The organism is Croceimicrobium sp. (genome assembly GCF_965228705.1).
Taxonomy (GTDB): domain Bacteria; phylum Bacteroidota; class Bacteroidia; order Flavobacteriales; family Schleiferiaceae; genus Croceimicrobium.
Genome location: NZ_OZ245832.1, coordinates 1,403,043 through 1,423,755 on the forward strand (window position 1 = coordinate 1,403,043; position 20,713 = coordinate 1,423,755).

The window sequence follows — 20,713 nt, forward strand, 5'->3', positions numbered from 1 at the left end:
AAGTTAGTTTAAACACATTTCTGTGCGAATCCTGTGCAAATGAAAAAAGGCTTGAAGAAAAAAATCTTCAAGCCTTTGATCTTTAAGTGATCGCGACAGGATTCGAACCTGTGACCGTCTGCTTAGAAGGCAGATGCTCTATCCAGCTGAGCTACGCGACCTTATTTCTAAAGAGTCGCGAGGCGAAGCTGCCTGTCTCGATATTATCGAGAAGCTACGCGACCTTGGTCTTCCCAATTAATTTAGGGCTGCAAAAGTAAAACTAATTCCCTAGCCCCGCCAAGGCATTTTGCAATTTCATAGCTTAGAGGCTTCAATTAGCAAGCATGACCTTTAAATTTCTCAAAGAAGATCTCTCTGCCTCCCTCGTTGTATTCCTGGTCGCCGTGCCTCTCTGTTTAGGTATTGCCGTGGCCTCTGGCGCCTCACCTCTATCTGGCTTAATAGCCGGTTTAGTAGGTGGTATTGTGGTAGGGAGTCTTTCCGGCTCTCAATTGAGTGTTAGTGGTCCGGCGGCTGGTTTAACCGCTATCGTTTTAGATGCCATTACCTCCTTACCTACCTTTAATGCCTTCCTCCTTGCCGTTGTATTTGCAGGAATCATTCAATTTTTATTGGGCAGCTTCAAAGCTGGTGTCATTGGCTATTACTTCCCTACCGCTGTAATAAAAGGCATGCTTTCCGCCATTGGTCTGATCCTAATCCTCAAACAAATTCCCCATGCCCTGGGTGATGATAAGGATTATGAAGGCGATACCTCCTTTATTCAATTCGACGATCAAAATACCTTCACCGAAATTGTAATGGCCATCCAAAACCCAGCCATGGGTGCGGTAATCATTACCCTGGTCGCTCTGGCTCTGCTTATTCTGTTTGACACCCAATTTTTTAAGCGTTTCTCCATATTTAAAATCATTCCCCCCGCCCTCATTGCGGTGATTAGTGGTGTGGGCCTCAATGCGCTTTTTGGGCTCTACAAACCCGAATGGGCCTTGCAAGACCTGCACCTGGTAAGTATCCCCACCAGTGAGGATTTAGGTGGTTTATGGGAGCAATTCAGTTTTCCGGATTGGTCGCATTTCAGCAATCCCGATATCTATATTATCGCCATTACCATTGCATTGGTGGCCAGTATAGAAACCCTCCTCAGCATTGAAGCCGCAGATAAACTCGACCCCAAGAAAAGGATAAGCCCTGCTAATCGCGAGCTACAAGCTCAAGGAGTAGGAAATATGCTGAGCGGACTTCTGGGAGGTTTACCCGTTACCGCAGTTATTGTGCGCTCTTCCGCGAATATTAGTTCTGGAGCTCAAACCAAGCTCTCCGCTATCTTCCACGGTATATGGATTGTGCTTAGCATCATTTTCCTGGCCGATATCATGAATCTCATTCCCCTCTCTGCCCTGGCAGCTGTTTTATTGGTGGTGGGCTATAAACTGGTAAAACCCTCCCTGATTAAGTCTATGTACAAAAAAGGCCTCAATCAGTTTATTCCCTTTGTGGTTACCATTGTGGCCATCCTACTAACGGATCTGCTTATTGGCATCGGCATCGGTTTGGTTGTAATGGTCTTCTACATCCTAAAATCGAATTTCATCAGTGCGGTGCACTTTGAGAATTTGGGTGAAGATAAAATCCTTATTCGTCTCAATAAAGACGTTTCCTTCCTCAATAAGGCACTAATCCTCGATCATTTAGAAAAGGTACACAGTGGAGCCGAAGTAACCATTGATGCCCGTCGGGCTGAATTTATTGATATGGATATTCAGGAGGTGATTGATGATTTTGTGCAATCTGCCCCCGAGCGCGATATTAAAATTGATTATAAGCCTTTTATTCAGCATTAAGCGACCGAGCCTCGATCTGCTTTAGAAAATCTTGCACCCGAGCTTTATAAGATCGTGAAACCGGGATTTCAGTTCCTCCGATACTCACTTCCGTGGGATGGATGCTTTGGGCCTGCTCGGGATTAATAATAAAGGAACGGTGGACTCTTAGAAAGCCCTGCGGCAAACGCTCCTCTAATTGCGAAATCCGCTCTCGCGTTTGAAACTGCTCCTGCTCCATATAAAAGGTGCACTGCTCATTCTTGCTTTCGATATACCGCAATTTGCGCAGATCGATCTTAATTTGCTTACGATCCGAGATTAATTCGAACCATAAAGGACCCTTTTCGTCTGCTGGTAAAGCCTTGGCGGGACGAAACAATCGATCCTGAACCAAGGTAAAGAAGAGCATATACAGCCAAAGAAAAACGGGATTCACCAGGACCTTAGGCAGGCGATCAAATTGCAATTCGAATATAAACCAATAGGCCCCTACCATTCCTAACCACTCCAGATAAAGAGAAAAAAGCAGGAGGTAGAACAAATGCAGCCAACGCCAATTGCTTTTAGACCTTCGCCAAAGTAAAAGACCATAGTTCATTAAAGCCGCTCCCGGCAATAGAAAAGTAGCCAGCATTAAAGCAGCCGAAAAACTGCCTAAAAGACTCTGGTAAATGAGGGTCATGATCAGCAAAGCGATCAACCAGAATGAAATTTGTTTCAGTACTTTCACGCTGTAAATATGCAGCGAAATCCCTCTGTATACAAGGAAGCACGGGTTTTAACCTTTTAGTTTCGGGTTTCGACTTTGCTGCGAATGGGCCTTTTGAACGTGATTTGAAGCAAACAAAAAACAAATTATCATGCTAGAGTTTTTTTACATGGGCGGTCCGCTTTTTATGAGCTTGATCAGCCTGGCCCAAATCGCCATGTTCATCGCAATGATTTTACATTTTCAGGGTAAAGACACCCGCCACTTGGTTCGGGAAGCCGGTTTATTAGCCCTGGCCCTGGGAATCCTCGGGCAGCTTATTGGACTTTTCGAAGCCTTTAAAGGTATTGAGCAAATGGGGGGTGTTTCCTCTGCAATGCTGGCTGGCGGACTTAAGGTATCTATGATTACCACCCTCTATGGAATGGTAGGCTTTATCATTAGTCGGCTTTATCTGCTGATTCGTAAATAGTTTAAAAACCGGAACCAGGCATCTTGCTGATGTTCCGGTTTTTCTTTCGTTTTAGGATTCTTTTATTTAATTGGTTCCCGTAGCCCTATAGCTAATTTGTTGATATATTTTTTCAAGCTGCACACACAATTAAATAGCTTTAAATAGCTTTATATCAGTATGTAAAGCTAAGCATGTTCCCTACAATTATTCCTTTTGCAACTAAGTTCAATTTTTATTGGATTGGTTTTTTAGTTCTTTTCGTCTGTCCATTAATTGTCCTTGGTCAGGATATTCCATATTGCCATTATTCTGTAAACGAAGGTCTTCCAAGTTCTCAGGTTTATAATGCTATTCAGGATAATAATGGGCTGCTTTGGTTTTCTACCGATAGAGGTCTGGTCCGATATGATGGATTTGAATACAAGACTTTTACCCGGGAGGATGGATTACCCGAAAATACCATATTAAGACTCTTCCCACAGGATGATGGCAGTATTTGGGGCATAAGCCTCAACTCCAAGCTCTTTTATTTTGATTATCGAGATCAAATCATCCACCCTTATGCTTTTAATGATAGTATTCCTCAAATAGAAAATCGACCCAAAATCCTGAGCATCTTCAGAAGTCCGGATCATTATCTCTATTTGGCGTTTTCAGGACTGGGATTGTATCGCCTCGACACCCTGGGCCGACTTGAACATTTTGGCCTGGAATCAGATCCACGAGGGCAAATACCCTTTTACCTGGTTGGACTGAAATCGAAGCTTACCCCAAGTCAAAGCACCTTTGTTTTTGCCCTTAAAAAACCCCATCTCTATAAAAGTCTTTTCCCCTATGCCGAATTGGATTCCGTGCTTATAAATACGGAAGCCTGGAGTCCACATTACCGTATGATCTGGCCTCAGGAACAGAAGGCCTTGTATTACTATTACAATCAATGCTATTATCAGCCCAAGGCGCCTCCCATCAAAACGCAGTCTCGCATCTTCGGAATCGGGACCTTTAACTCTCAATATTTCTGGATTGCCGAAAGTGGACAGGGCTTAAAAATCTACCACTCCAATGGTAACTTAATTGATTCCATTCTACCAAATAAATCCATTAGTGATGTATTAGTAGATCAATCCGGAGGCTGGTGGATTTGCACCCTCTATTCCGGCATCTATTATCTTAAAAACCCCTACTTCCGAAAAATTGCCCTTCCCAATCACTTTAATGAAAACCTGGATCAAATTGAGCATCATCCTCAACTAGGCATATTAGCCGGAACCTATCTTATTCCTTCTATTTATTCACTATCTCAAAAAGCGGAGATCTACCCTCAAAGAAAATTTCGTCAATTTCTCTACAGTAAGGTTCATCATGCCTTTGTGTCCAAAGAAGAATACTCGAACAGACTGTGGATAGGTGATCAATTCTATCCAGCTAAAAGCAGCTTAAACCTACGCAGTATCAGCGAAGACCCTCAAAGCGGTGAAATTTATCTTATCTACCAAAACCCCTATTTCGAGGTTTTGGATTCCAATTTACAGTTCCACCATTATGCCCTGGATCAAAGAGTATTATCTGCCTGTAATAGTGCCGACTCCGGGTGGTTTATAGGATCTTCCAATGGTCTTTACCACTTGAATAAAAATGGCGCACAAAGATCCCTAAGGCATAAGTATCCTGGATTTCAAATGCCGATAAGCCATATTGCCAAACATCAAAACGGCTATCTATTTTGTAGTCAGGGAAATGGATTAATCATTTGGACTGCCGACAGCATCTTTTCAATCGGTGCTAAGGATGGTTTGATTTCTGATTTCCTGGAAAAGCTCTATATCGATAGTCAAAATCAGATTTGGGTCATCAGCAAGCAAGGATTCAGCAGACTTCAATTCGATTCTCATTGGCAACTTCAAATTCAAACGATTGGCCCTGGCTCCGGCCTTCCAGAAGGGGAATTGCGCAATTTAGTAGTTGATGATAAACTGCTTTGGTTTACCTCCTCCAGCGGATTATATACTTATGCCTATACCCGCGATACCATTGCTTCCATTCAAAAGTCATTTCTACATATTAAGAGCCTACAAGCCGGAACCCAAACCCAGGCTTTGGCCAATGAAGAATTAAAACTCGGAGCCGATCAAAACAAATTGAATATTCGGTTTGAGGATATCTTTTACCGTCAAAAGGGAGCTATTCAATATCGATATCGCCTTAAAGGCCTTGAGGAAGAATGGCATTATTCCAAGTCCGGTGAAGCTATCTATCCCGAAATTCCGCCTGGTAGCTATAGCTTCGAAGTAGAGTCTAATATCGCCAATGCCGGCTTCCTTGGTCATCAGGAATTCAGTTTTAATCTTGCGGCTCCATTCTATCAACAATGGTGGTTCTACCTTCTGGAAGTATTGGCACTTGCATCGGTACTCTATGCTTTCTTCAAGGTGCGCATCCTGGTTTACAATCGTGATTTGGCGCGTGAAATTCTGCGCTTTACGCTCCGTTGGATAAGGCGAAAAAGTAAGATCCTCGTCATTGAAGATAAAGGTCAGATTACCCGGATTCCTGTGGATGATATTTGGTATTTACAAGCCTCCGCCAACTATGTGGAGATTGTAAGTATGCATGGAAAGCATAGCACCCGTGCCAAGATCAGCGAAATGCAAAGTCGAATGCCAGATCCTTTGGAATTCCTACGCGTACATCGCTCCTACATTGTTCGCTTGGATAAGATTTATCAAATACAGTCCAAGCAAATCACCCTGCTCAATGGCGAAAAGATTCCTTTAGGCAGCTCTTACCAAGCTGAGCTATTGAAACAGTCGGAGCGAAAAGCGGGCATAAAAAAACGCCCCATAAAATGAGGCGTTTGATATTCTTGTTTCCTTCGGCTTAGCCACCGAAGTCGTCGAAACTTACGTTTTCGGGTGGTACACCCCAGTCGTCGCACATCTTTAATACGGCGGCGTTCATCATAGGAGGTCCACAGAAATAGAACTCGATTTCTTCGGGTTCGGCATGCTTAGAAAGGTACTGATCGATTACGGCCTGGTGTACAAAACCGGTAAATCCGTCCCCTTCTTTATCATCTACACTTTTCTTCTCTGTCCAGTTGTCTTCTGGTAAAGGTTCAGAAAGAACTACGTGGAATTGGAAGTTCGGGAATTCCGCTTCAATTTTTTGGAAATCATCCAAATAGAAAAGCTCACGCTTAGAACGACCACCGTACCAGTAGCTTACTTTACGGCCCGTCTTTAAGGTGTGGAATAAGTGGAATAAGTGCGAACGCATAGGCGCCATACCAGCACCACCACCGATATAAAGCATCTCAGCCTCGGTTTCTTTAATAAAGAATTCACCGTAAGGTCCGGATACGGTTACCTTATCGCCAGGCTTTTGATTAAATACATAAGAAGAACAGATACCTGGATTTACATCCATCCATCCGTTTTTAGCACGATCCCAAGGTGGAGTAGCAATTCGAATGTTCAACATCACGATATTACCTTCTGCAGGGTGATTGGCCATGGAGTAAGCACGGAAGATGGGCTCATCATTCTTCATCTTCAAATCCCAAAGACCAAACTTATCCCACTCTGATTGGAAGTCGTTAGGATCACGTCCTAAGCGTGGGTGAGCAGTAATATCGATGTCCTTATAATCTACTTCACAAGCAGGAACATCAATTTGGATATAACCACCAGCTTCGAAATCGAGGTTCTCACCTTCTGGTAATTTAACCACGAATTCCTTAATAAAGGAAGCCACATTATAGTTAGATACAACTTCGCATTCCCATTTCTTAATACCGAAGATTTCTTCAGGAACGTGGATTTTCATATCCCCACGCACCTTAACCTGGCAACCTAAACGCCAGTTATCCTGTACTTCTTTACGGGTAAAGTAACCTACTTCGGTAGGAAGGATTTCACCACCGCCATCGAGTACCTGACATTTACACATGGCACAAGTACCACCACCACCGCAAGCGGATGGAAGGAAAATTTTCTCGTTTCCTAAGGTGGTTAATAATGTATTACCGGAGTCTACCTGACGGTCTTCGCCGTTGATATTCAAAGTAACTGGTCCACTGGGAGAAAGCTTGGCTTTGGCGCCCAGAAGTACAGATACCAACAGAATAATCAGTAAAAAGAAGACTACGATACTGGAAATGATAACCGTACTGGTCGATAATAATACCATCAGTTCTTAATTTCTTAGTTACAATTTAATTCCCATGAAGGCCATGAAGGCGATTCCCATCAATCCGGTTACGATAAAGGTTATCCCTAAACCACGTAATGGAGCCGGAATATGAGAGTAACGGATTTTTTCACGAATGGCGGCAATGGCTACAATCGCCAAAAACCAACCCACTCCACTGCCTAAACCAAATACGGTGGCTTCACCAATGGTATTATAGTTACGCTCTTGCATAAAGAGGGCACCACCCAAAATCGAACAGTTTACCGCAATCAAAGGCAAGAAGATCCCCAAGGCTCCGTAAAGAGCAGGAGCAAACTTCTCTACCACCATTTCCACTAATTGCACCATTGAGGCAATTACGGCGATAAACATGATAAAGCTTAAGAAGCTCAGATCTACCTCAGCGAAATCTGGTCCTAACCAGCTTAAAGCACCTTCTTTTAAAATGTAGTTTTCCAGTAAGTAGTTCACTGGAACGGTAATGCCCAATACAAAGATTACCGCTGCACCTAAGCCCACCGCAGTATTTACTTTCTTCGATACTGCCAAGTAAGAACACATGCCTAAGAAGTAGGCAAAGATCATGTTCTCAACAAAGATGGATTTTACAAATATGTTTATTAACTCTTGCATGATGGCTTAGTTTTCTTCGATCAATTCAGTGTTACGTGAACGCTGTACCCAAATGATAATCCCTACGGTGATCAGGGCCATTGGAGGTAAAAGCATTAAACCGTTATTGCTGTAAAATCCTCCCTCAGTTAAGTACCAGGATTCGGGTACAATTTGATATCCGAATAATTGACCGGATCCCAATAATTCACGGAAGAAAGCAACGGTTAATAAGATCCAGGCATAACCAAAGGCATTACCTAAACCATCAAGGAAAGATTTCCAGGGGGTATTTCCTAAGGCAAAGGCCTCGAAACGTCCCATGATAATACAGTTGGTGATAATCAGACCTACGAATACCGAAAGCTCTTTACTAACATCGTATACATAAGCCTTCAATACCTGGTCTACTAAAATTACCAAGCTGGCCACAACTACCAATTGTACGATAATCCGGATTCGGTTAGGAATCAGGTTACGCATTAAAGAGATCACTACGTTACCGGCACTTAAAACGAACAATACCGAGAGCGACATTACCAAAGCCGGATAAAGCTTAACGGTAATAGCGAGGGCCGAACAGATACCCAAAACCTGCACGGTAATCGGGTTACTGTCGTTAAGGGGGTCCGTAATCAGTTTGCGGTTCTTCTTACTAAAGAGCGCTTCCCGCTCCTTTTTTACTTCTTGTACTTCCGCCATGATTCTATTGATCGATAGTTGCTAAACGATTATCTTCCATAGTACCAACTGAAGCCGTTTTTACCGTCTTCAGATAGTCTACATAACTCTTCATACAGTCGGAGATCATAGTTTGAACTCCTACTGAAGTAATAGTTCCACCACTGATACCATTAACTTGATGTTCACCAGAGGCATTTCCTTTCATTACTTCGATGCCGGTGAAAGAACCGTTTTCTTCCAACATTTCTTTTCCGGGGAATAGACTGGTAAAGCCTTCACCTTTAATCTCAGCCCCTAAACCAGGTGTTTCCGATTTGTGATCGAAAGTAGCTCCGTAAATGGTGCTTACATTTTTCTCCAAAGAGATATATCCCCAGATCGGACCCCAAAGGCCTTTTCCACGCATCGGGATGATGTAGTAAGTTTCACCGTCTTTTTCAGCAATGTATAAGGGGGCATTGCGCTCCATTGGGGCTTTAGCTACCTCTTTAGACATCTCCACATCAAAAGCTGCAATACCACTAACTTCTTTCGAATTATTGATCACAACTTCCTTGGTGATGTACTGATCATAGGCTTCCTCAGCTTCCTCGCGAGATACTTCAATATTGATGGAAGAAAGGATGTTTTGCATCTTCTCCAATCGGATATTGTTATCCTGCATAGGTTTTAAGCTGGTGGCGGCAAAAGAAAGCAGAGCCGCTACTACGATCACCATGACCGCAGCGAAGGTAAATGTGTATGAATTCTTATTAACGTCCATCTTATGCTGCTTTTACGGTTGCCAAACGTTTTTTACGCTTGTTGATATTCGCCTGAATTACATAGTGGTCGATCAGAGGAGCCATTACATTCATAAAGAGAATGGCCATCATGATTCCTTCCGGATAAGCTGGGTTAAATACGCGAATCATAATCGCGAAGAAACCTACCAGGAACCCATAGATCCATTTACCACGGTTGGTTTGAGCTGCTGATACCGGATCAGTAGCCATAAAGACAATACCGAAAGCAAAACCACCCATAATTAAGTGTTGCCATCCGTCTATACTCATGAAAGACTGCTGTTCAGGGGAGATTGCGTATGGAGCAAAGGCATTGAAAAGGTATCCCATGGCTAAAGCGCCAATCACACCGCTCAACATAATTCTCCAGCTGGCAATACCAGTGTATAATAAGATTGCGGCACCAATTAAGATGGCCAGCGTAGAAGTTTCACCGATAGATCCAGGAATAAAGCCCATGAACATATCCCAAACTGAGTACTGTACATCTCCGCCAGTAGCGTAAGATCCTAAAACGGTAGCTCCAGAAAATCCGTCAACTACCGATTGACCAGCATCAGCACTAGTGTTGATCCAAACTTTATCACCACTCATATAAGTAGGATAAGCAAAGAAGGCAAAGGCTCGTGCGGTTAAAGCGGGGTTCAGGATATTCATCCCGGTACCACCGAATACCTCTTTACCAATTACTACGGCAAAGATTACCGAAACCGCAACCATCCACAGCGGAATGTCGATTGGCATAATCAAAGGTATCAGCATCCCGGATACCAGATAACCTTCCTGAATGGAGTGTTTCTTAATGATACAGAAGATAAATTCTACTCCCAATCCTACCCCGTAGGATACGATGAGCATTGGAACGATTTTCATCGCCCCCCAAAGGAATTTATCACCAAAAGTCATGGTTTCAGCCAGGCCTAAGGCAGTGTAATGCAGATTACCGGCATTCCACATACCGAATAAGAGTGCAGGAACCATCGCCATAACCACGGTAATCATGGTACGCTTAAGGTCGATAGCATCGCGCACATGCGCTCCACTATGGCTGGTATGTCCCGGAGTAAAAAGGAAGGTTGCAAAACCGTCGTATACCGGGTGGAGTTTTTCGAACTTACCGCCTTCTTCAAAATGCGGCTTAACGCTGTCGAGAATATTCTTGAATAGTTTCATCCTAATCTGTTTAGTCGCCTAATTCATCCAACATTAAATCCAAGCCTTCACGTAAGGTTTCCTGTACCGGAATCTTGGAGGTACAAACCACCTCACAAAGCGCCATGTCTTCCTCGGCCACCTCATAGATGCCCAGGTTTTCCATTGCTTCGATATCCTTAACCATGATCGACTTTAAAAGTTGAACCGGATAAATATCAAATGGGAATACCTTTTCGTATTCGCCGGTCACAACAAATGCGCGCTCTTCACCATTTAAATTGGCATCCAGATTTAAGCGCTTATTAGGCATCATCCAGTTAAAGAGGGCACGGGAAATACTAAACTTGTTGAAGTTAGGAGCCATCCAACCAAAGAATTGGTCTTCTCCCCCTTCGGGCATTACAGTAATTTGATTATCGTAGTACGATAAATAACCTTCCGAAGGAATTTGGGTACCAGTCAAGATGTTTCCAGAAATATAACGGTTGTTCTCCGCCGCTACATTGCCTTCCAGAATCGACTTCACATTGGCACCAATCAAAGCCTTATAATAACGAGGCTTAGAAACCTGTGCACCAGCCAAAGCTACGCTACGTTGCGCCTGGAACTGACCACTCATAAATAAGCGCCCGATCATAATCACATCTTGCATGCCTACCGTCCAAACGGTTTCTCCTTTATTAATAGGAGCCACTGCGTGCATTTGCACACCGGGATTACCCGCTGGATGTGGACCGGTAAAACGATGCATTACGGCTCCTTCCACCTTAAAGGCTTCTGAAGGATTGGTACGACCGTCTAAACCTAAATGTACCTTACCATCGGTAAGCTGCATTAAAGCTTTGATACCGGTTTTAAATTCGGCTTCCTGTCCGTGAACCACAAAATCCGCATCCGGTGCCAAAGGAGCACTGTCGAAACAAGATACCCAGATATCACGGGGTACTCGGTCGGGATTCGCTACAATGTTGTAGGGACGTTGCTTCACCAGAGGCCACATACCGGCTTCTACGATTTTGCCTTTCACCTCATCTCTTTTCAGAGAAGCAGGATCGGCAGAACCGAAATCGCGGTAGCGAATCTCTTTGTCCGCTAATACACGAACTTCCAGAATTCGGCGTTTCTCTCCTCGAACCACTTCGGCGATTTCACCACTAACGGGCGAGCCAAATGTGATTGCGGGACGACCCTTGTCGAAAAAGATCGGATCACCGGCCAGAACTTCATCCCCTTCTTTCACTTTAAGCTTCATGCGAATTCCGGGGAAATCCGAAGGCTTAAGAGCATAGGTGCTGGGGGTGTCGGCAGTCGCGAAAATTTTCTCCGCTTCGCCTTGCAGCTTGATATCTACGCCCTTTTTAATTTTGATAACTTCTGACATCGAATGGAATCAAAAAATTGTCATTATTATTGGCTTGCAAAATTAAGACGAAGCTTGAGCCCGCCTAAACTACGCGCAATTTAGAACTCATCTAAATTGGCGGCAAATTTAAAGCTTAAGTCGCAATAATTCAGACCCAAACGCATTTTTTACACATGCCCTATCGCTCCCTATTCCCGCACCTCATTTTTATACTGCTGATATCGCTCCCTCATTTCGTCCTGGCTCAGGCCGAAGAGTACTATCAAAATGATAAACTTCGTTATGAGGACTATATCTATCAAGCAGGAATACGTTCCGTACGACTGGTTCCCAGAGGTAATGATCTCGCCATGCCAGTGATAGCCTTAAATAGCGGCGAAACCCTCGAATTGAGTTTCGATGATCTCTATGAAGAATTCACCAATCTCTCTTATGCGATCTACCATTGCAATGCCGATTGGACCCCTTCCGACATTATGCGCAATGATTACCTCAGTAATTTCAGTGATGATTATATCCAGGATTTTGAGTATTCATTAAATGCCTTTATTCCTTACACGCATTATCAATTAGAGATTCCCAATAAGCAAGTAAACTTCAAAATTTCCGGCAACTACCTCCTATTAGTATACCGCGATGGCGATCCCGAAAAGCGGGTACTCAGCAAACGCTTTATGGTTTATGAAGAAATCGTTCAAGCCGGAGGAAGAGTAAAACGTCCTACCCGGGTGGAGAAGATTGATACCCATCAAGAATTGGACTTTACCCTTTCCCATGGCTCCTACCCCATCCCCAATCCATTTACTGATCTGAAAGTAGTCCTGATGCAAAACCAACGCTGGGATTTGGCGATTACTGATTTGAAGCCCCAATTCTTGCAAAATGGTCAGCTTATCTATCAATACGATGATGAGAACACTTTTGAAGCCAACAGCGAATGGCGCAACTTCGATATCAAAAACCTCTACAGCCTCAGTTTAAATGTGCGTCAAATTCGGCAAGACACCTTCTTTAAGGTCTTTTTAAAAAAGGATCAAAGTCGGGCGGTGGAGCGCTACTCTACGCTCTTTGATATCAATGGGCAATATAGGGTGCGTCGATTAGATGCCACGAATTCAGATTCTGAAGCCGACTATGCTCTGGTTGACTTCTTTCTCGATTATCCCAATGAAATTGGTTCCGATGTATACCTCTTTGGAGAGTTCAGTGATTGGAAAATGCTGCGCGAGTATAAAATGTATTATGATGCTGATCGTCGCGCATACCGTTGCCAAGCTCTACTGAAACAAGGCTTTTACAATTATGCCTTTGCGGTGAATTTGCCCGGAAAGGATTATGCCGATCTGAGCTTCCTGGAAGGCAGTCATTGGCAAACTGAGAACGATTATCAAATATTGGTATACAATCGGGAAATAGGCAGTCGCTACGATCGACTGGTGGGATTTGCTACCTTTAGCTCCAACGACCTATTTAATCAAAACGACTAATGCTCAAACGGCAAAAAGGCAGTGAGTGCCTCAATTGCGGCCAGATTATTGGCGATGCAAATTTTTGCAGCAATTGTGGCCAGGTAAATGATACCCGACGTCTTACCTTCATTGAACTCATCGGTGAATCGCTGTCCAATTTCTTCGCCGTAGACGGTAGAATATTCCGCACCTTAAAGGATGTGCTTATTAAGCCCGGAAAGGTAGCTACCGAATTCAGGCTGGGTAAAAGAGTGCGCTACATGAATCCCGTGCGCTTTTACTTTCTGGCCTCCATTCTTCTTATTACTTCCATTCAGCTAAACCGCGATGCCAATCTTGTTAACAGTAATATTGATCAGGAAAGCATCAGCCGACTTAAAACCTTGAGTGATGAGGAGCGTGAAACAGCCATCCAAAAAGCGGAGGATAAGCTGAATAAATTTGAAGACCCCAGCATAATCATTCGCTTTTCTGCCATGAGCGATTACCTGATCGTTAAGCCCGAGAGCAGCAAAGAAGAGCTTTTCAATCGCTTGAAACTGGAACCGGGTTTCTGGAATGACTTTGCCTTTGAACAAGCTCAGAAAACTGCACGATTTGGACACAATCAAAAAGATAATTTCGAGAGTTTTAATCGGGAACTCATCTCTAAACTGGTATGGATACTCTTTCTCTTTATCCCCATTTTAGGCCTGGTACTTAAACTCTTGTATTTCCGCCGCGATTTCTATTATCCGGAACATCTCTTCTTTACGCTTTATCAACAGGGACTCTTTTTCTTCATCTCCTTCCTATACAATCTGATAATTGATAATCAGACGGTTTTCATTCTGATCATCTTATTGTATGGGGTGCATCTCTTTCTTGCAATGCACCGTTTTTATGGCCAAAGTTGGGGCAAGACCTTTTTTAAATACTTCCTTGTAAACCTCTTTGGTCTATTAAGTTTTATAGCCTTTTTTATGCTATCCCTGGTTTTGGTTTTCATTCTCATGTAAGAAGGGCCTACTTTTGTGGCATGGAAAAAATGGGTTCCGATATTTCTTTAGCCGCCGAGCTCCTAAGTGAAGGACAAACAGTTGCTATCCCCACCGAAACCGTTTATGGCCTGGCAGCCAATGCCCTAAATGCTCAGGCAGTAGCGCAAATATTTGAGCTAAAGAAACGGCCCGCCTTTGACCCTTTAATTATTCATTTGGCTTCAGCCGATCACCTGGGCGACTACGTAAAAGATACCGGGCCTTATTTCGATGCCCTTTATCAAGCATTTAGCCCAGGTCCGCTTACCTATGTTTTCCCTAAGCAGGATATTATTCCGGATATCGTTACTGCCGGGCATTCTACAGTAGCGGTGCGCTTTCCGGCCCATCCCCTCTGTCAATCCTTATTGCAAAAGCTCGATTTCCCACTGGCTGCGCCTTCCGCTAATCTATTTGGTCGGGTTAGTCCTACCCAGGCTAATCATGTAGCAGGTCAATTTGGCGATAGTCTGGCTTATATTTTAGATGGTGGTCCAGCCCAGGTAGGTTTAGAATCTACCATAATTGATTTGAGTCAGGATGAACCCATAGTCCTGCGCTTAGGCGGCTTAAGCCTGGAAGCGATTGAAGAAGTGCTGAGTCGAAAGGTACCCTATACCCGTAGCTCCAGTAGCAATCCTAAGGCCCCCGGAATGTTGAGTGCTCATTATTCACCCGGAATTCCCTTGACCCATGGCAATTTGGACTTAAACCTCAATAAGGTGGATCGTCAGCGCTGTGGCAGCATTAGCTTTTGCAAGAAGATTAGTGGTATTCCGGAAAAGCATCAACGAATCCTCTCTCCTAATGGGGATTTAAAAGAAGCGGCCAGCAAGCTCTTCGCTGCCATGCGGAGCTTCGATAAAAATGAAGTGGATGTAATTCTGGCCGAAGAATTCCCCAACGAAGGTTTGGGTCGTGCTATAAACGATCGTTTAAGAAGGGCTTCCGTGGCTTGATCCCGGATTAAAAACCGCTTCCCGCTTTTTGCGCAATTCGAAATTCTGCCCAAGATAAACCCGACGAACCTGCTCATCCGAAGCCAATTCCTCTGCCGATCCCGATTTTAATATCTGCCCTTCAAACATCAAATAGGTACGATCGGTAATAGCGAGGGTTTCCTGCACATTGTGGTCGGTTATTAAGATACCAATGTTTTTGCTTTTTAATGAAGCAACAATACTTTGAATGTCTTCCACAGCAATGGGATCTACACCCGCGAAGGGCTCATCCAATAAAATAAAGTTAGGATCTACCGCTAAAGCTCGGGCAATCTCAGTACGCCGGCGTTCGCCACCCGAAAGTAAATCTCCCCGGTTTTTACGGATATGCTGCAAGCCAAATTCTTCGAGCAGGGACTCCAACTTTTTCTTTTGTTCTGCCTTGGAGAGCTTGGTCATTTGCAAAACGCCCATGATATTCTCCTCCACACTAAGCTTTCGGAAAACACTGGCTTCCTGCGCCAGATAACCAATGCCCTTTTGAGCGCGCTTGTACATTGGGTCAGTAGTGATTTCTTGCTGATCTATAAATACCTGTCCTTCATTAGGTTTTATAAGGCCAACCACCATGTAGAAGCTGGTAGTTTTCCCGGCACCATTAGGACCTAAAAGGCCTACGATTTCCCCTTGCTTAACCTGAAAGCTCACGCCTTTCACTACGGTTCGGGAGCGGTATTTCTTTACAATATTCTCTGCGCGTAAAATCATCCTAGTCTTTTTTAGCCGGTACTTTCAGCTCTTTCAATTGTCTCTTTTCCAAGCGGGCTGCAATCCGAATACTTATCTCGTACAAAATAAAGATTGGGAAGGAAACCAAAATCTGGCTTGCCACATCCGGAGGGGTAATTACCGCCGAAAGCACCAGAATCAAAACGATGGCATGGCGTCGATATTTCCTGAGGAAATCTGCCGTAACCAAACCACTGCGTGCCAGGAAGTAAATCACCACCGGCAATTCAAAGATAATGCCGGTTGCCAGGGTAACGGTACTCACGGTAGAGATATACGAATTGAGGTCGATCAGATTATTAATCTCATCACTAATAGTATAAGAACCTAAAAACTGCAGGGATAAGGGTACAATCAGATAATATCCGAAAGAAACCCCCATCAAAAACAATATTCCACCAAAGAATAAAACCCAGCGGGAGTAGCGGCGTTCGGTCGATTTCAGGCCGGGAGCCACAAAGCGCCAAAACTCGTACAATACATAGGGGAAGGCCAAAATAAATCCCGCAATCAAGGAAACCCAGATGTGCGTTGAGAACTGGCCTGCCATTCGGGTATTCAGAATTTTAAAGGGCATTTCACTGAGGCAGAATAACTCTGTATTACTAATTTCGCGCGAAATAGTGCAAAAAAGTTCGTAAGTGAAGAAGTCGGGCTGCTTAGGTCCAAATATGATTACATCGAATAAAATGCTTTTACCCAAGAAGGCCAACATGGCCATAAGCATGATTGCCAATGTTGATCGTATAAGGTGCCAACGTAGAACTTCCAGATGTTCGAGGAAGGACATGTGATCACTTTCTGCCTTTGCCATTAGTATTTCAAAAATTGCTGCAAAGTTGCTAAATTTTAGCTGTGAAACGGAAGCGATTCCGGGGAAGATTTATTTGCTCGCACGAGGCTATAATTAGTATATTTAAAGAAATTAATAAGACACGTAAGTATTGGGAACGCAAATTTCCACGGCTCAAGCGCATTTAAAACGCTTTTTTGGTTTTGGCCAATTTAAGGGCAATCAAGAGGCCGTAATCGAAAACGTACTTGCTGGCAACGACACTTTTGTGATCATGCCTACCGGCGGAGGCAAATCGCTCTGCTACCAATTACCGGCCATTATGCAGGACGGTACCGCCATAGTTGTATCACCCCTCATTGCCCTGATGAAAAATCAGGTAGATAGTCTACGAGGCTTTGCCGATGAGGCGGGGATTGCCCATGTACTCAATTCATCTCTTAGCAAAAGGGATGTGGAGCAGGTGAAGTCTGATATTGTAAATGGCATTACCAAATTGCTCTATGTGGCTCCGGAATCCCTCACCAAAGAAGAGAATATTGAGTTCCTTCGCTCGGTGGAGATTTCCTTCTTTGCAATTGATGAGGCCCATTGTATTTCGGAATGGGGGCATGATTTCCGGCCCGAATACCGCAATCTTAAGCAGATCATCCGCAAAATCGGGCGTAAGCCTATTATTGGCCTGACTGCCACGGCTACTCCAAAAGTGCAAAGCGATATTCAGAAGAACCTGGGCATGGAAGATGCCGAGGTCTTCAAAGCTTCCTTTAACCGTCCTAACCTCTTTTATGAGGTACGCCCCAAAACCAAAAATGTAGATCGCGATATCATTCGCTTCATTAAAAAGAATGAAGGTAAGAGTGGTATTATCTACTGCCTGAGCCGTAAAAAGGTGGAAGAATTGGCCCAAACCCTGCAGGTGAACGGCATCAATTCCCTGCCCTATCATGCTGGTTTAGATGCAGGTACCCGCTCTCGTCATCAGGACGCCTTCCTAATGGAAGAAGCAGATGTAATTGTGGCAACCATAGCCTTTGGGATGGGAATCGATAAACCCGATGTGCGTTTTGTGATTCACTACGACATGCCCAAGAGCCTAGAGAGCTATTATCAGGAAACCGGTCGCGCCGGACGTGATGGTGGCGAAGGACATTGCCTGGCTTTCTATTCTTACAAAGACGTAGAAAAGCTGGAGAAATTCCTCAATGGTAAGCCGGTATCAGAACAGGAGATTGGCATGCAGCTCTTGCAAGAAGTGATCGCTTATGCGGAAACCGCCATGAATCGAAGGAAGTTCATCCTGCATTATTTTGGGGAAGCTTTTGATGAAGAAAATGGACCCGGAGCGAAAAACGACGACAACAGTCAAAATCCGCGCAAGCAATTTGATGCTCGTGAGGATCTAAAAACAGTATTGGAAACCATCATAGCTACTGCGCAGCGCTTTAAAGCAAAATCAGTAGTGGATACACTAACCGGAACCCTCAACTCCATTACCAAGCAATATAAAGTTCAAGATCTGCCTGTTTTTAATATGGGTGCAGATAAGGACGAAAAGCATTGGATGGCGGTAATCCGTCAAGCTATCGTACAAGGCTTTCTGCGCAAGGATATCGAAAAGTATGGAGTGCTCTTTATCAGCGAAAAAGGACAGGCTTTCTTGAAAGAACCGGGTCCCTTCTTGATTGCTGAGGATCACGACTATGAAGAAGAAGCTGGTCAGGAGGAGATTATTTCCGAACAAAAAGCTGGCGCCTCCTTTGATCCGGAGCTCTTTAAGATGTTGAAGGAACTCACCCGTAAAGTGGCCAAATCCAAAGGTCTGCCTCCTTTTACGGTATTCCAGGAACCTTCTTTAAATGAGATGGCTCTACACTACCCTACCAGCCTCGATGAATTGAAGCAAATTTCAGGAGTTGGCGAAGGGAAAGCCCGTAAGTTTGGAGCTCCTTTCCTAGAGCTGATCAGCAAATACGTGGAGGACAATAATATCGAGAAAGGCGATGGCTTGCTGGTGAAATCGGTGGTGAATAAGTCCGGATTGAAGGTGTATATTATTCAGAGCACCGACCGTAAACTGCCGCTCGAAGATATTGCCGCGGCCAAGGGCCTTAGTATGGATGACCTGGTTACGGAAATTGAGCATATTGTTCATTCGGGTACCAAGGTCAATCTCGACTATGTTTTGGAGGATCTCTTCGATGAAGATCAATTGGAAGAAGTGCATGAATATTTCATGGAAGCCGAGTCCGATGAACTGCAAGAGGCTTATGATGAGTTTGATGGCGATTACAGTGAAGAAGAATTGCGATTAATGCGCATCAAATTCATGAGTGAAGTAGCGAACTAATTAATTTAGCCCTGAGCTAAAATTCTCTTTTTTAATGCAAATTATTGAAACGCCCATTCAGGGCTTATTGGAGATTGTCCCCCGAGTTTTTGGCGATGATCGCGGCTATTTTTTTGAAGCTTACAACAAAGCAATTTTTGAAAACTTCGGAGTGAATTTCGAATTTGTTCAGGACAATCAGTCAATGAGCAATAAAGGGGTTTTACGGGGTATGCATTTTCAAAATCCTCCTCATGCTCAAGGCAAATTAGTTCGCGTTATTCAAGGGGCTGTTTTAGATGTGGTGGTCGATATCCGAAAAGGCTCCCCTACCTATGGTCAGCATCATAAAGTAAGGCTCACAGGTGAGAACAAATTGATGTTTTGGATTCCTCCCGGCTTTGCACATGGCTTTGTTACTTTGGAAGACAACACCATCTTTACTTACAAATGCACCAGTTTTTTCAATAAAGAAAGTGAAGGCTCCGTTTTATGGAACGACCCGGCATTAAATATTGATTGGGGAATTGATAATCCGATACTTTCGGATAAAGACCGTGAATCGCGTCCCCTTTCTGAACTCGACTCTCAATTTAGATTCTCATGAAACTCCGCGTAGAACAAATAAGTATGGCTCTGGGACTGATAGGCATCAGTACCCTCTTAATTTTCGCTCGCTATGGTGAGCGCGATGATGTGGGCCAGAAAGAAGATTTTAAAGACAATTACTCCATCTACAGTCTGCCTATTCCCGAGCATTTAGATTTCGCTGGGGAGGAGGTACCTCTTGATGACCCTCAGGTGGTGGAGGCCTTTGATCGTGAATTATTGGTAAACACCTATTGGCAAAGTCAAACCCTCTTATTTATCAAGCGTTCTGCTCGTCATTTCCCTACCATTGAAAAGATCCTTAAAGAAAATGGGGTACCGGTTGATTTCAAATATCTGCCCTTAGTGGAATCAGGCCTTACCCCCATTGTTTCGCCCGCCGGAGCCGTTGGTTTTTGGCAAATCATGGAAAGCACTGGTAAGCAATACGGATTGGAGATTGATCGTGAAGTGGATGAGCGTTATCATGTTGAAAAAGCCACCCGCGTGGCCTGTGCTTATTTGAAAGAGGCTTATGCCGAATTTGGCTCCTGGACTTTGGCCGCCGCTTCTTACAATATGGGAATCAGTGGCTTAAAAAAGCAAATGGAACGCCAGCGCGAAAATTCTTATTATGCCTTGAACTTAAATCCGGAAACGGCCCGTTATGTATACAGACTACTAGCCGTGAAGGAAATCCTGGAAGATCCGGAACAATATGGTTTTCATGTAAGAGCTAAAGATCGTTATCTACCCCAGGAAACATTTACGGTTAAAGTAGACAGCAGCATCAGCCACGTTGCTTACCTAAATGAGAAATACGGCATTAATTATCGCATTCTCAAGTATTACAATCCTTGGTTAAGGATGGAGAATCTGCCTAATCCTCAGTCGAAGGTTTATGAATTTGTGATTCCTAAAAAAGCTAGTAATACACAGGATCAACCTTTTGACCCGCCCGTTACGCAACCGGCTGCCGAACAAAGTAACAACTAAAAAACAG

The 20,713-nt window shown here is 43.9% G+C and carries 18 protein-coding genes and 1 tRNA gene; 9 read left to right on the forward strand and 10 right to left on the reverse strand.

Translation table 11 applies throughout. From position 1 onward, the window contains the following. Positions 1-87: 87 nt before the first annotated feature. A tRNA-Arg gene (locus ACO05P_RS06400) sits at positions 88-161 on the reverse strand. Between the two features lie 165 nt (positions 162-326). On the opposite strand from ACO05P_RS06400, the gene ACO05P_RS06405 reads away from it, so the two are divergent. Next, entirely contained in the window at positions 327-1,847 is a 1,521-nt protein-coding gene (locus ACO05P_RS06405; RefSeq protein ID WP_421754202.1) for a SulP family inorganic anion transporter, read from the forward strand. Here ACO05P_RS06405 and ACO05P_RS06410 read toward each other — a convergent pair. Next, positions 1,834-2,559 (reverse strand): LytR/AlgR family response regulator transcription factor, encoded by a 726-nt coding sequence (locus ACO05P_RS06410; RefSeq protein ID WP_421754203.1) that lies wholly within the window; start codon positions 2,557-2,559, stop codon positions 1,834-1,836. The genes ACO05P_RS06405 and ACO05P_RS06410 overlap by 14 nt on opposite strands. A gap of 130 nt (positions 2,560-2,689) precedes the next feature. Between ACO05P_RS06410 and ACO05P_RS06415 the strand changes: the two genes are divergently transcribed. Next, positions 2,690-3,010, forward strand: a complete 321-nt coding sequence (locus tag ACO05P_RS06415; protein WP_421754205.1) for a MotA/TolQ/ExbB proton channel family protein — start codon at positions 2,690-2,692, stop codon at positions 3,008-3,010. 173 nt (positions 3,011-3,183) lie between these two features. Continuing rightward, positions 3,184-5,841 (forward strand): ligand-binding sensor domain-containing protein, encoded by a 2,658-nt coding sequence (locus tag ACO05P_RS06420; protein WP_421754206.1) that lies wholly within the window; start codon positions 3,184-3,186, stop codon positions 5,839-5,841. 28 nt (positions 5,842-5,869) lie between these two features. Here the strand turns inward: ACO05P_RS06420 and nqrF are convergent, their stop codons facing one another. From nqrF to ACO05P_RS06450, 6 genes are read right to left on the reverse strand one after another with little or no spacing between them, the layout of a single operon-like run. Then, complete coding sequence (nqrF, locus tag ACO05P_RS06425; protein WP_421754208.1) at positions 5,870-7,180, reverse strand: NADH:ubiquinone reductase (Na(+)-transporting) subunit F; 1,311 nt, start codon at positions 7,178-7,180, stop codon at positions 5,870-5,872. A gap of 18 nt (positions 7,181-7,198) precedes the next feature. Beyond that, on the reverse strand, positions 7,199-7,816 hold the full coding sequence (gene nqrE / locus ACO05P_RS06430) for an NADH:ubiquinone reductase (Na(+)-transporting) subunit E (protein ID WP_421754209.1): 618 nt from the start codon (positions 7,814-7,816) through the stop codon (positions 7,199-7,201). 6 nt (positions 7,817-7,822) lie between these two features. Beyond that, positions 7,823-8,497, reverse strand: a complete 675-nt coding sequence (locus tag ACO05P_RS06435) for an NADH:ubiquinone reductase (Na(+)-transporting) subunit D (protein WP_421754210.1) — start codon at positions 8,495-8,497, stop codon at positions 7,823-7,825. Positions 8,498-8,501: 4 nt separating this feature from the next. Beyond that, positions 8,502-9,242, reverse strand: coding sequence for an NADH:ubiquinone reductase (Na(+)-transporting) subunit C (gene nqrC, locus ACO05P_RS06440; RefSeq protein ID WP_421754211.1), 741 nt, complete (start codon positions 9,240-9,242; stop codon positions 8,502-8,504). Between the two features lies 1 nt (position 9,243). Further along, positions 9,244-10,437, reverse strand: coding sequence for an NADH:ubiquinone reductase (Na(+)-transporting) subunit B (locus ACO05P_RS06445; protein ID WP_421754213.1), 1,194 nt, complete (start codon positions 10,435-10,437; stop codon positions 9,244-9,246). Between the two features lie 10 nt (positions 10,438-10,447). After that, positions 10,448-11,800 (reverse strand): Na(+)-translocating NADH-quinone reductase subunit A, encoded by a 1,353-nt coding sequence (locus ACO05P_RS06450; protein ID WP_421754214.1) that lies wholly within the window; start codon positions 11,798-11,800, stop codon positions 10,448-10,450. 155 nt (positions 11,801-11,955) lie between these two features. Between ACO05P_RS06450 and ACO05P_RS06455 the strand changes: the two genes are divergently transcribed. From ACO05P_RS06455 to ACO05P_RS06465, 3 genes are read left to right on the forward strand one after another with little or no spacing between them, the layout of a single operon-like run. Further along, complete coding sequence (locus ACO05P_RS06455; protein ID WP_421754215.1) at positions 11,956-13,269, forward strand: type IX secretion system plug protein domain-containing protein; 1,314 nt, start codon at positions 11,956-11,958, stop codon at positions 13,267-13,269. Beyond that, positions 13,269-14,249, forward strand: coding sequence for a DUF3667 domain-containing protein (locus ACO05P_RS06460; protein WP_421754217.1), 981 nt, complete (start codon positions 13,269-13,271; stop codon positions 14,247-14,249). Before ACO05P_RS06455 ends, ACO05P_RS06460 begins: the two co-directional genes overlap by 1 nt. Positions 14,250-14,269: 20 nt before the next feature. Continuing rightward, on the forward strand, positions 14,270-15,229 hold the full coding sequence (locus tag ACO05P_RS06465) for an L-threonylcarbamoyladenylate synthase (protein WP_421754218.1): 960 nt from the start codon (positions 14,270-14,272) through the stop codon (positions 15,227-15,229). Here the strand turns inward: ACO05P_RS06465 and lptB are convergent. Both lptB and tatC read right to left on the reverse strand, forming a co-directional pair. Further along, positions 15,206-15,979, reverse strand: coding sequence for an LPS export ABC transporter ATP-binding protein (gene lptB, locus ACO05P_RS06470; protein WP_421754220.1), 774 nt, complete (start codon positions 15,977-15,979; stop codon positions 15,206-15,208). The genes ACO05P_RS06465 and lptB overlap by 24 nt on opposite strands. 1 nt (position 15,980) lies before the next feature. Then, positions 15,981-16,814, reverse strand: a complete 834-nt coding sequence (gene tatC, locus ACO05P_RS06475; protein ID WP_421754221.1) for a twin-arginine translocase subunit TatC — start codon at positions 16,812-16,814, stop codon at positions 15,981-15,983. A 130-nt stretch (positions 16,815-16,944) separates the two neighbouring features. Here tatC and recQ point away from each other — a divergent pair, with 130 nt between their 5' ends. From recQ to ACO05P_RS06490, 3 genes are read left to right on the forward strand one after another with little or no spacing between them, the layout of a single operon-like run. Next, positions 16,945-19,143, forward strand: a complete 2,199-nt coding sequence (recQ, locus tag ACO05P_RS06480) for a DNA helicase RecQ (protein WP_421754222.1) — start codon at positions 16,945-16,947, stop codon at positions 19,141-19,143. A 34-nt stretch (positions 19,144-19,177) separates the two neighbouring features. Next, positions 19,178-19,729, forward strand: a complete 552-nt coding sequence (gene rfbC, locus ACO05P_RS06485) for a dTDP-4-dehydrorhamnose 3,5-epimerase (protein ID WP_421754223.1) — start codon at positions 19,178-19,180, stop codon at positions 19,727-19,729. Further along, a complete protein-coding gene (locus ACO05P_RS06490) occupies positions 19,726-20,706 on the forward strand; it encodes a lytic transglycosylase domain-containing protein (protein WP_421754225.1) in 981 nt (326 codons plus the stop codon). The genes rfbC and ACO05P_RS06490 overlap by 4 nt, the downstream gene beginning before the upstream one ends. Positions 20,707-20,713 lie beyond the last annotated feature (7 nt).

Coding starts and splice junctions, on each gene's coding strand:
- ACO05P_RS06405 (WP_421754202.1), top strand. CDS start 327: ATGACCTTTAAATTTCTCAAAGAAGATCTCTCTGCCTCCCTCGTTGTA.
- ACO05P_RS06415 (WP_421754205.1), top strand. CDS start 2,690: ATGCTAGAGTTTTTTTACATGGGCGGTCCGCTTTTTATGAGCTTGATC.
- ACO05P_RS06420 (WP_421754206.1), top strand. CDS start 3,184: ATGTTCCCTACAATTATTCCTTTTGCAACTAAGTTCAATTTTTATTGG.
- nqrF (WP_421754208.1), bottom strand. CDS start 7,180: ATGGTATTATTATCGACCAGTACGGTTATCATTTCCAGTATCGTAGTC.
- nqrE (WP_421754209.1), bottom strand. CDS start 7,816: ATGCAAGAGTTAATAAACATATTTGTAAAATCCATCTTTGTTGAGAAC.
- ACO05P_RS06435 (WP_421754210.1), bottom strand. CDS start 8,497: ATGGCGGAAGTACAAGAAGTAAAAAAGGAGCGGGAAGCGCTCTTTAGT.
- nqrC (WP_421754211.1), bottom strand. CDS start 9,242: ATGGACGTTAATAAGAATTCATACACATTTACCTTCGCTGCGGTCATG.
- ACO05P_RS06445 (WP_421754213.1), bottom strand. CDS start 10,437: ATGAAACTATTCAAGAATATTCTCGACAGCGTTAAGCCGCATTTTGAA.
- ACO05P_RS06450 (WP_421754214.1), bottom strand. CDS start 11,800: ATGTCAGAAGTTATCAAAATTAAAAAGGGCGTAGATATCAAGCTGCAA.
- ACO05P_RS06455 (WP_421754215.1), top strand. CDS start 11,956: ATGCCCTATCGCTCCCTATTCCCGCACCTCATTTTTATACTGCTGATA.
- ACO05P_RS06460 (WP_421754217.1), top strand. CDS start 13,269: ATGCTCAAACGGCAAAAAGGCAGTGAGTGCCTCAATTGCGGCCAGATT.
- ACO05P_RS06465 (WP_421754218.1), top strand. CDS start 14,270: ATGGAAAAAATGGGTTCCGATATTTCTTTAGCCGCCGAGCTCCTAAGT.
- lptB (WP_421754220.1), bottom strand. CDS start 15,979: ATGATTTTACGCGCAGAGAATATTGTAAAGAAATACCGCTCCCGAACC.
- tatC (WP_421754221.1), bottom strand. CDS start 16,814: ATGGCAAAGGCAGAAAGTGATCACATGTCCTTCCTCGAACATCTGGAA.
- rfbC (WP_421754223.1), top strand. CDS start 19,178: ATGCAAATTATTGAAACGCCCATTCAGGGCTTATTGGAGATTGTCCCC.
- ACO05P_RS06490 (WP_421754225.1), top strand. CDS start 19,726: ATGAAACTCCGCGTAGAACAAATAAGTATGGCTCTGGGACTGATAGGC.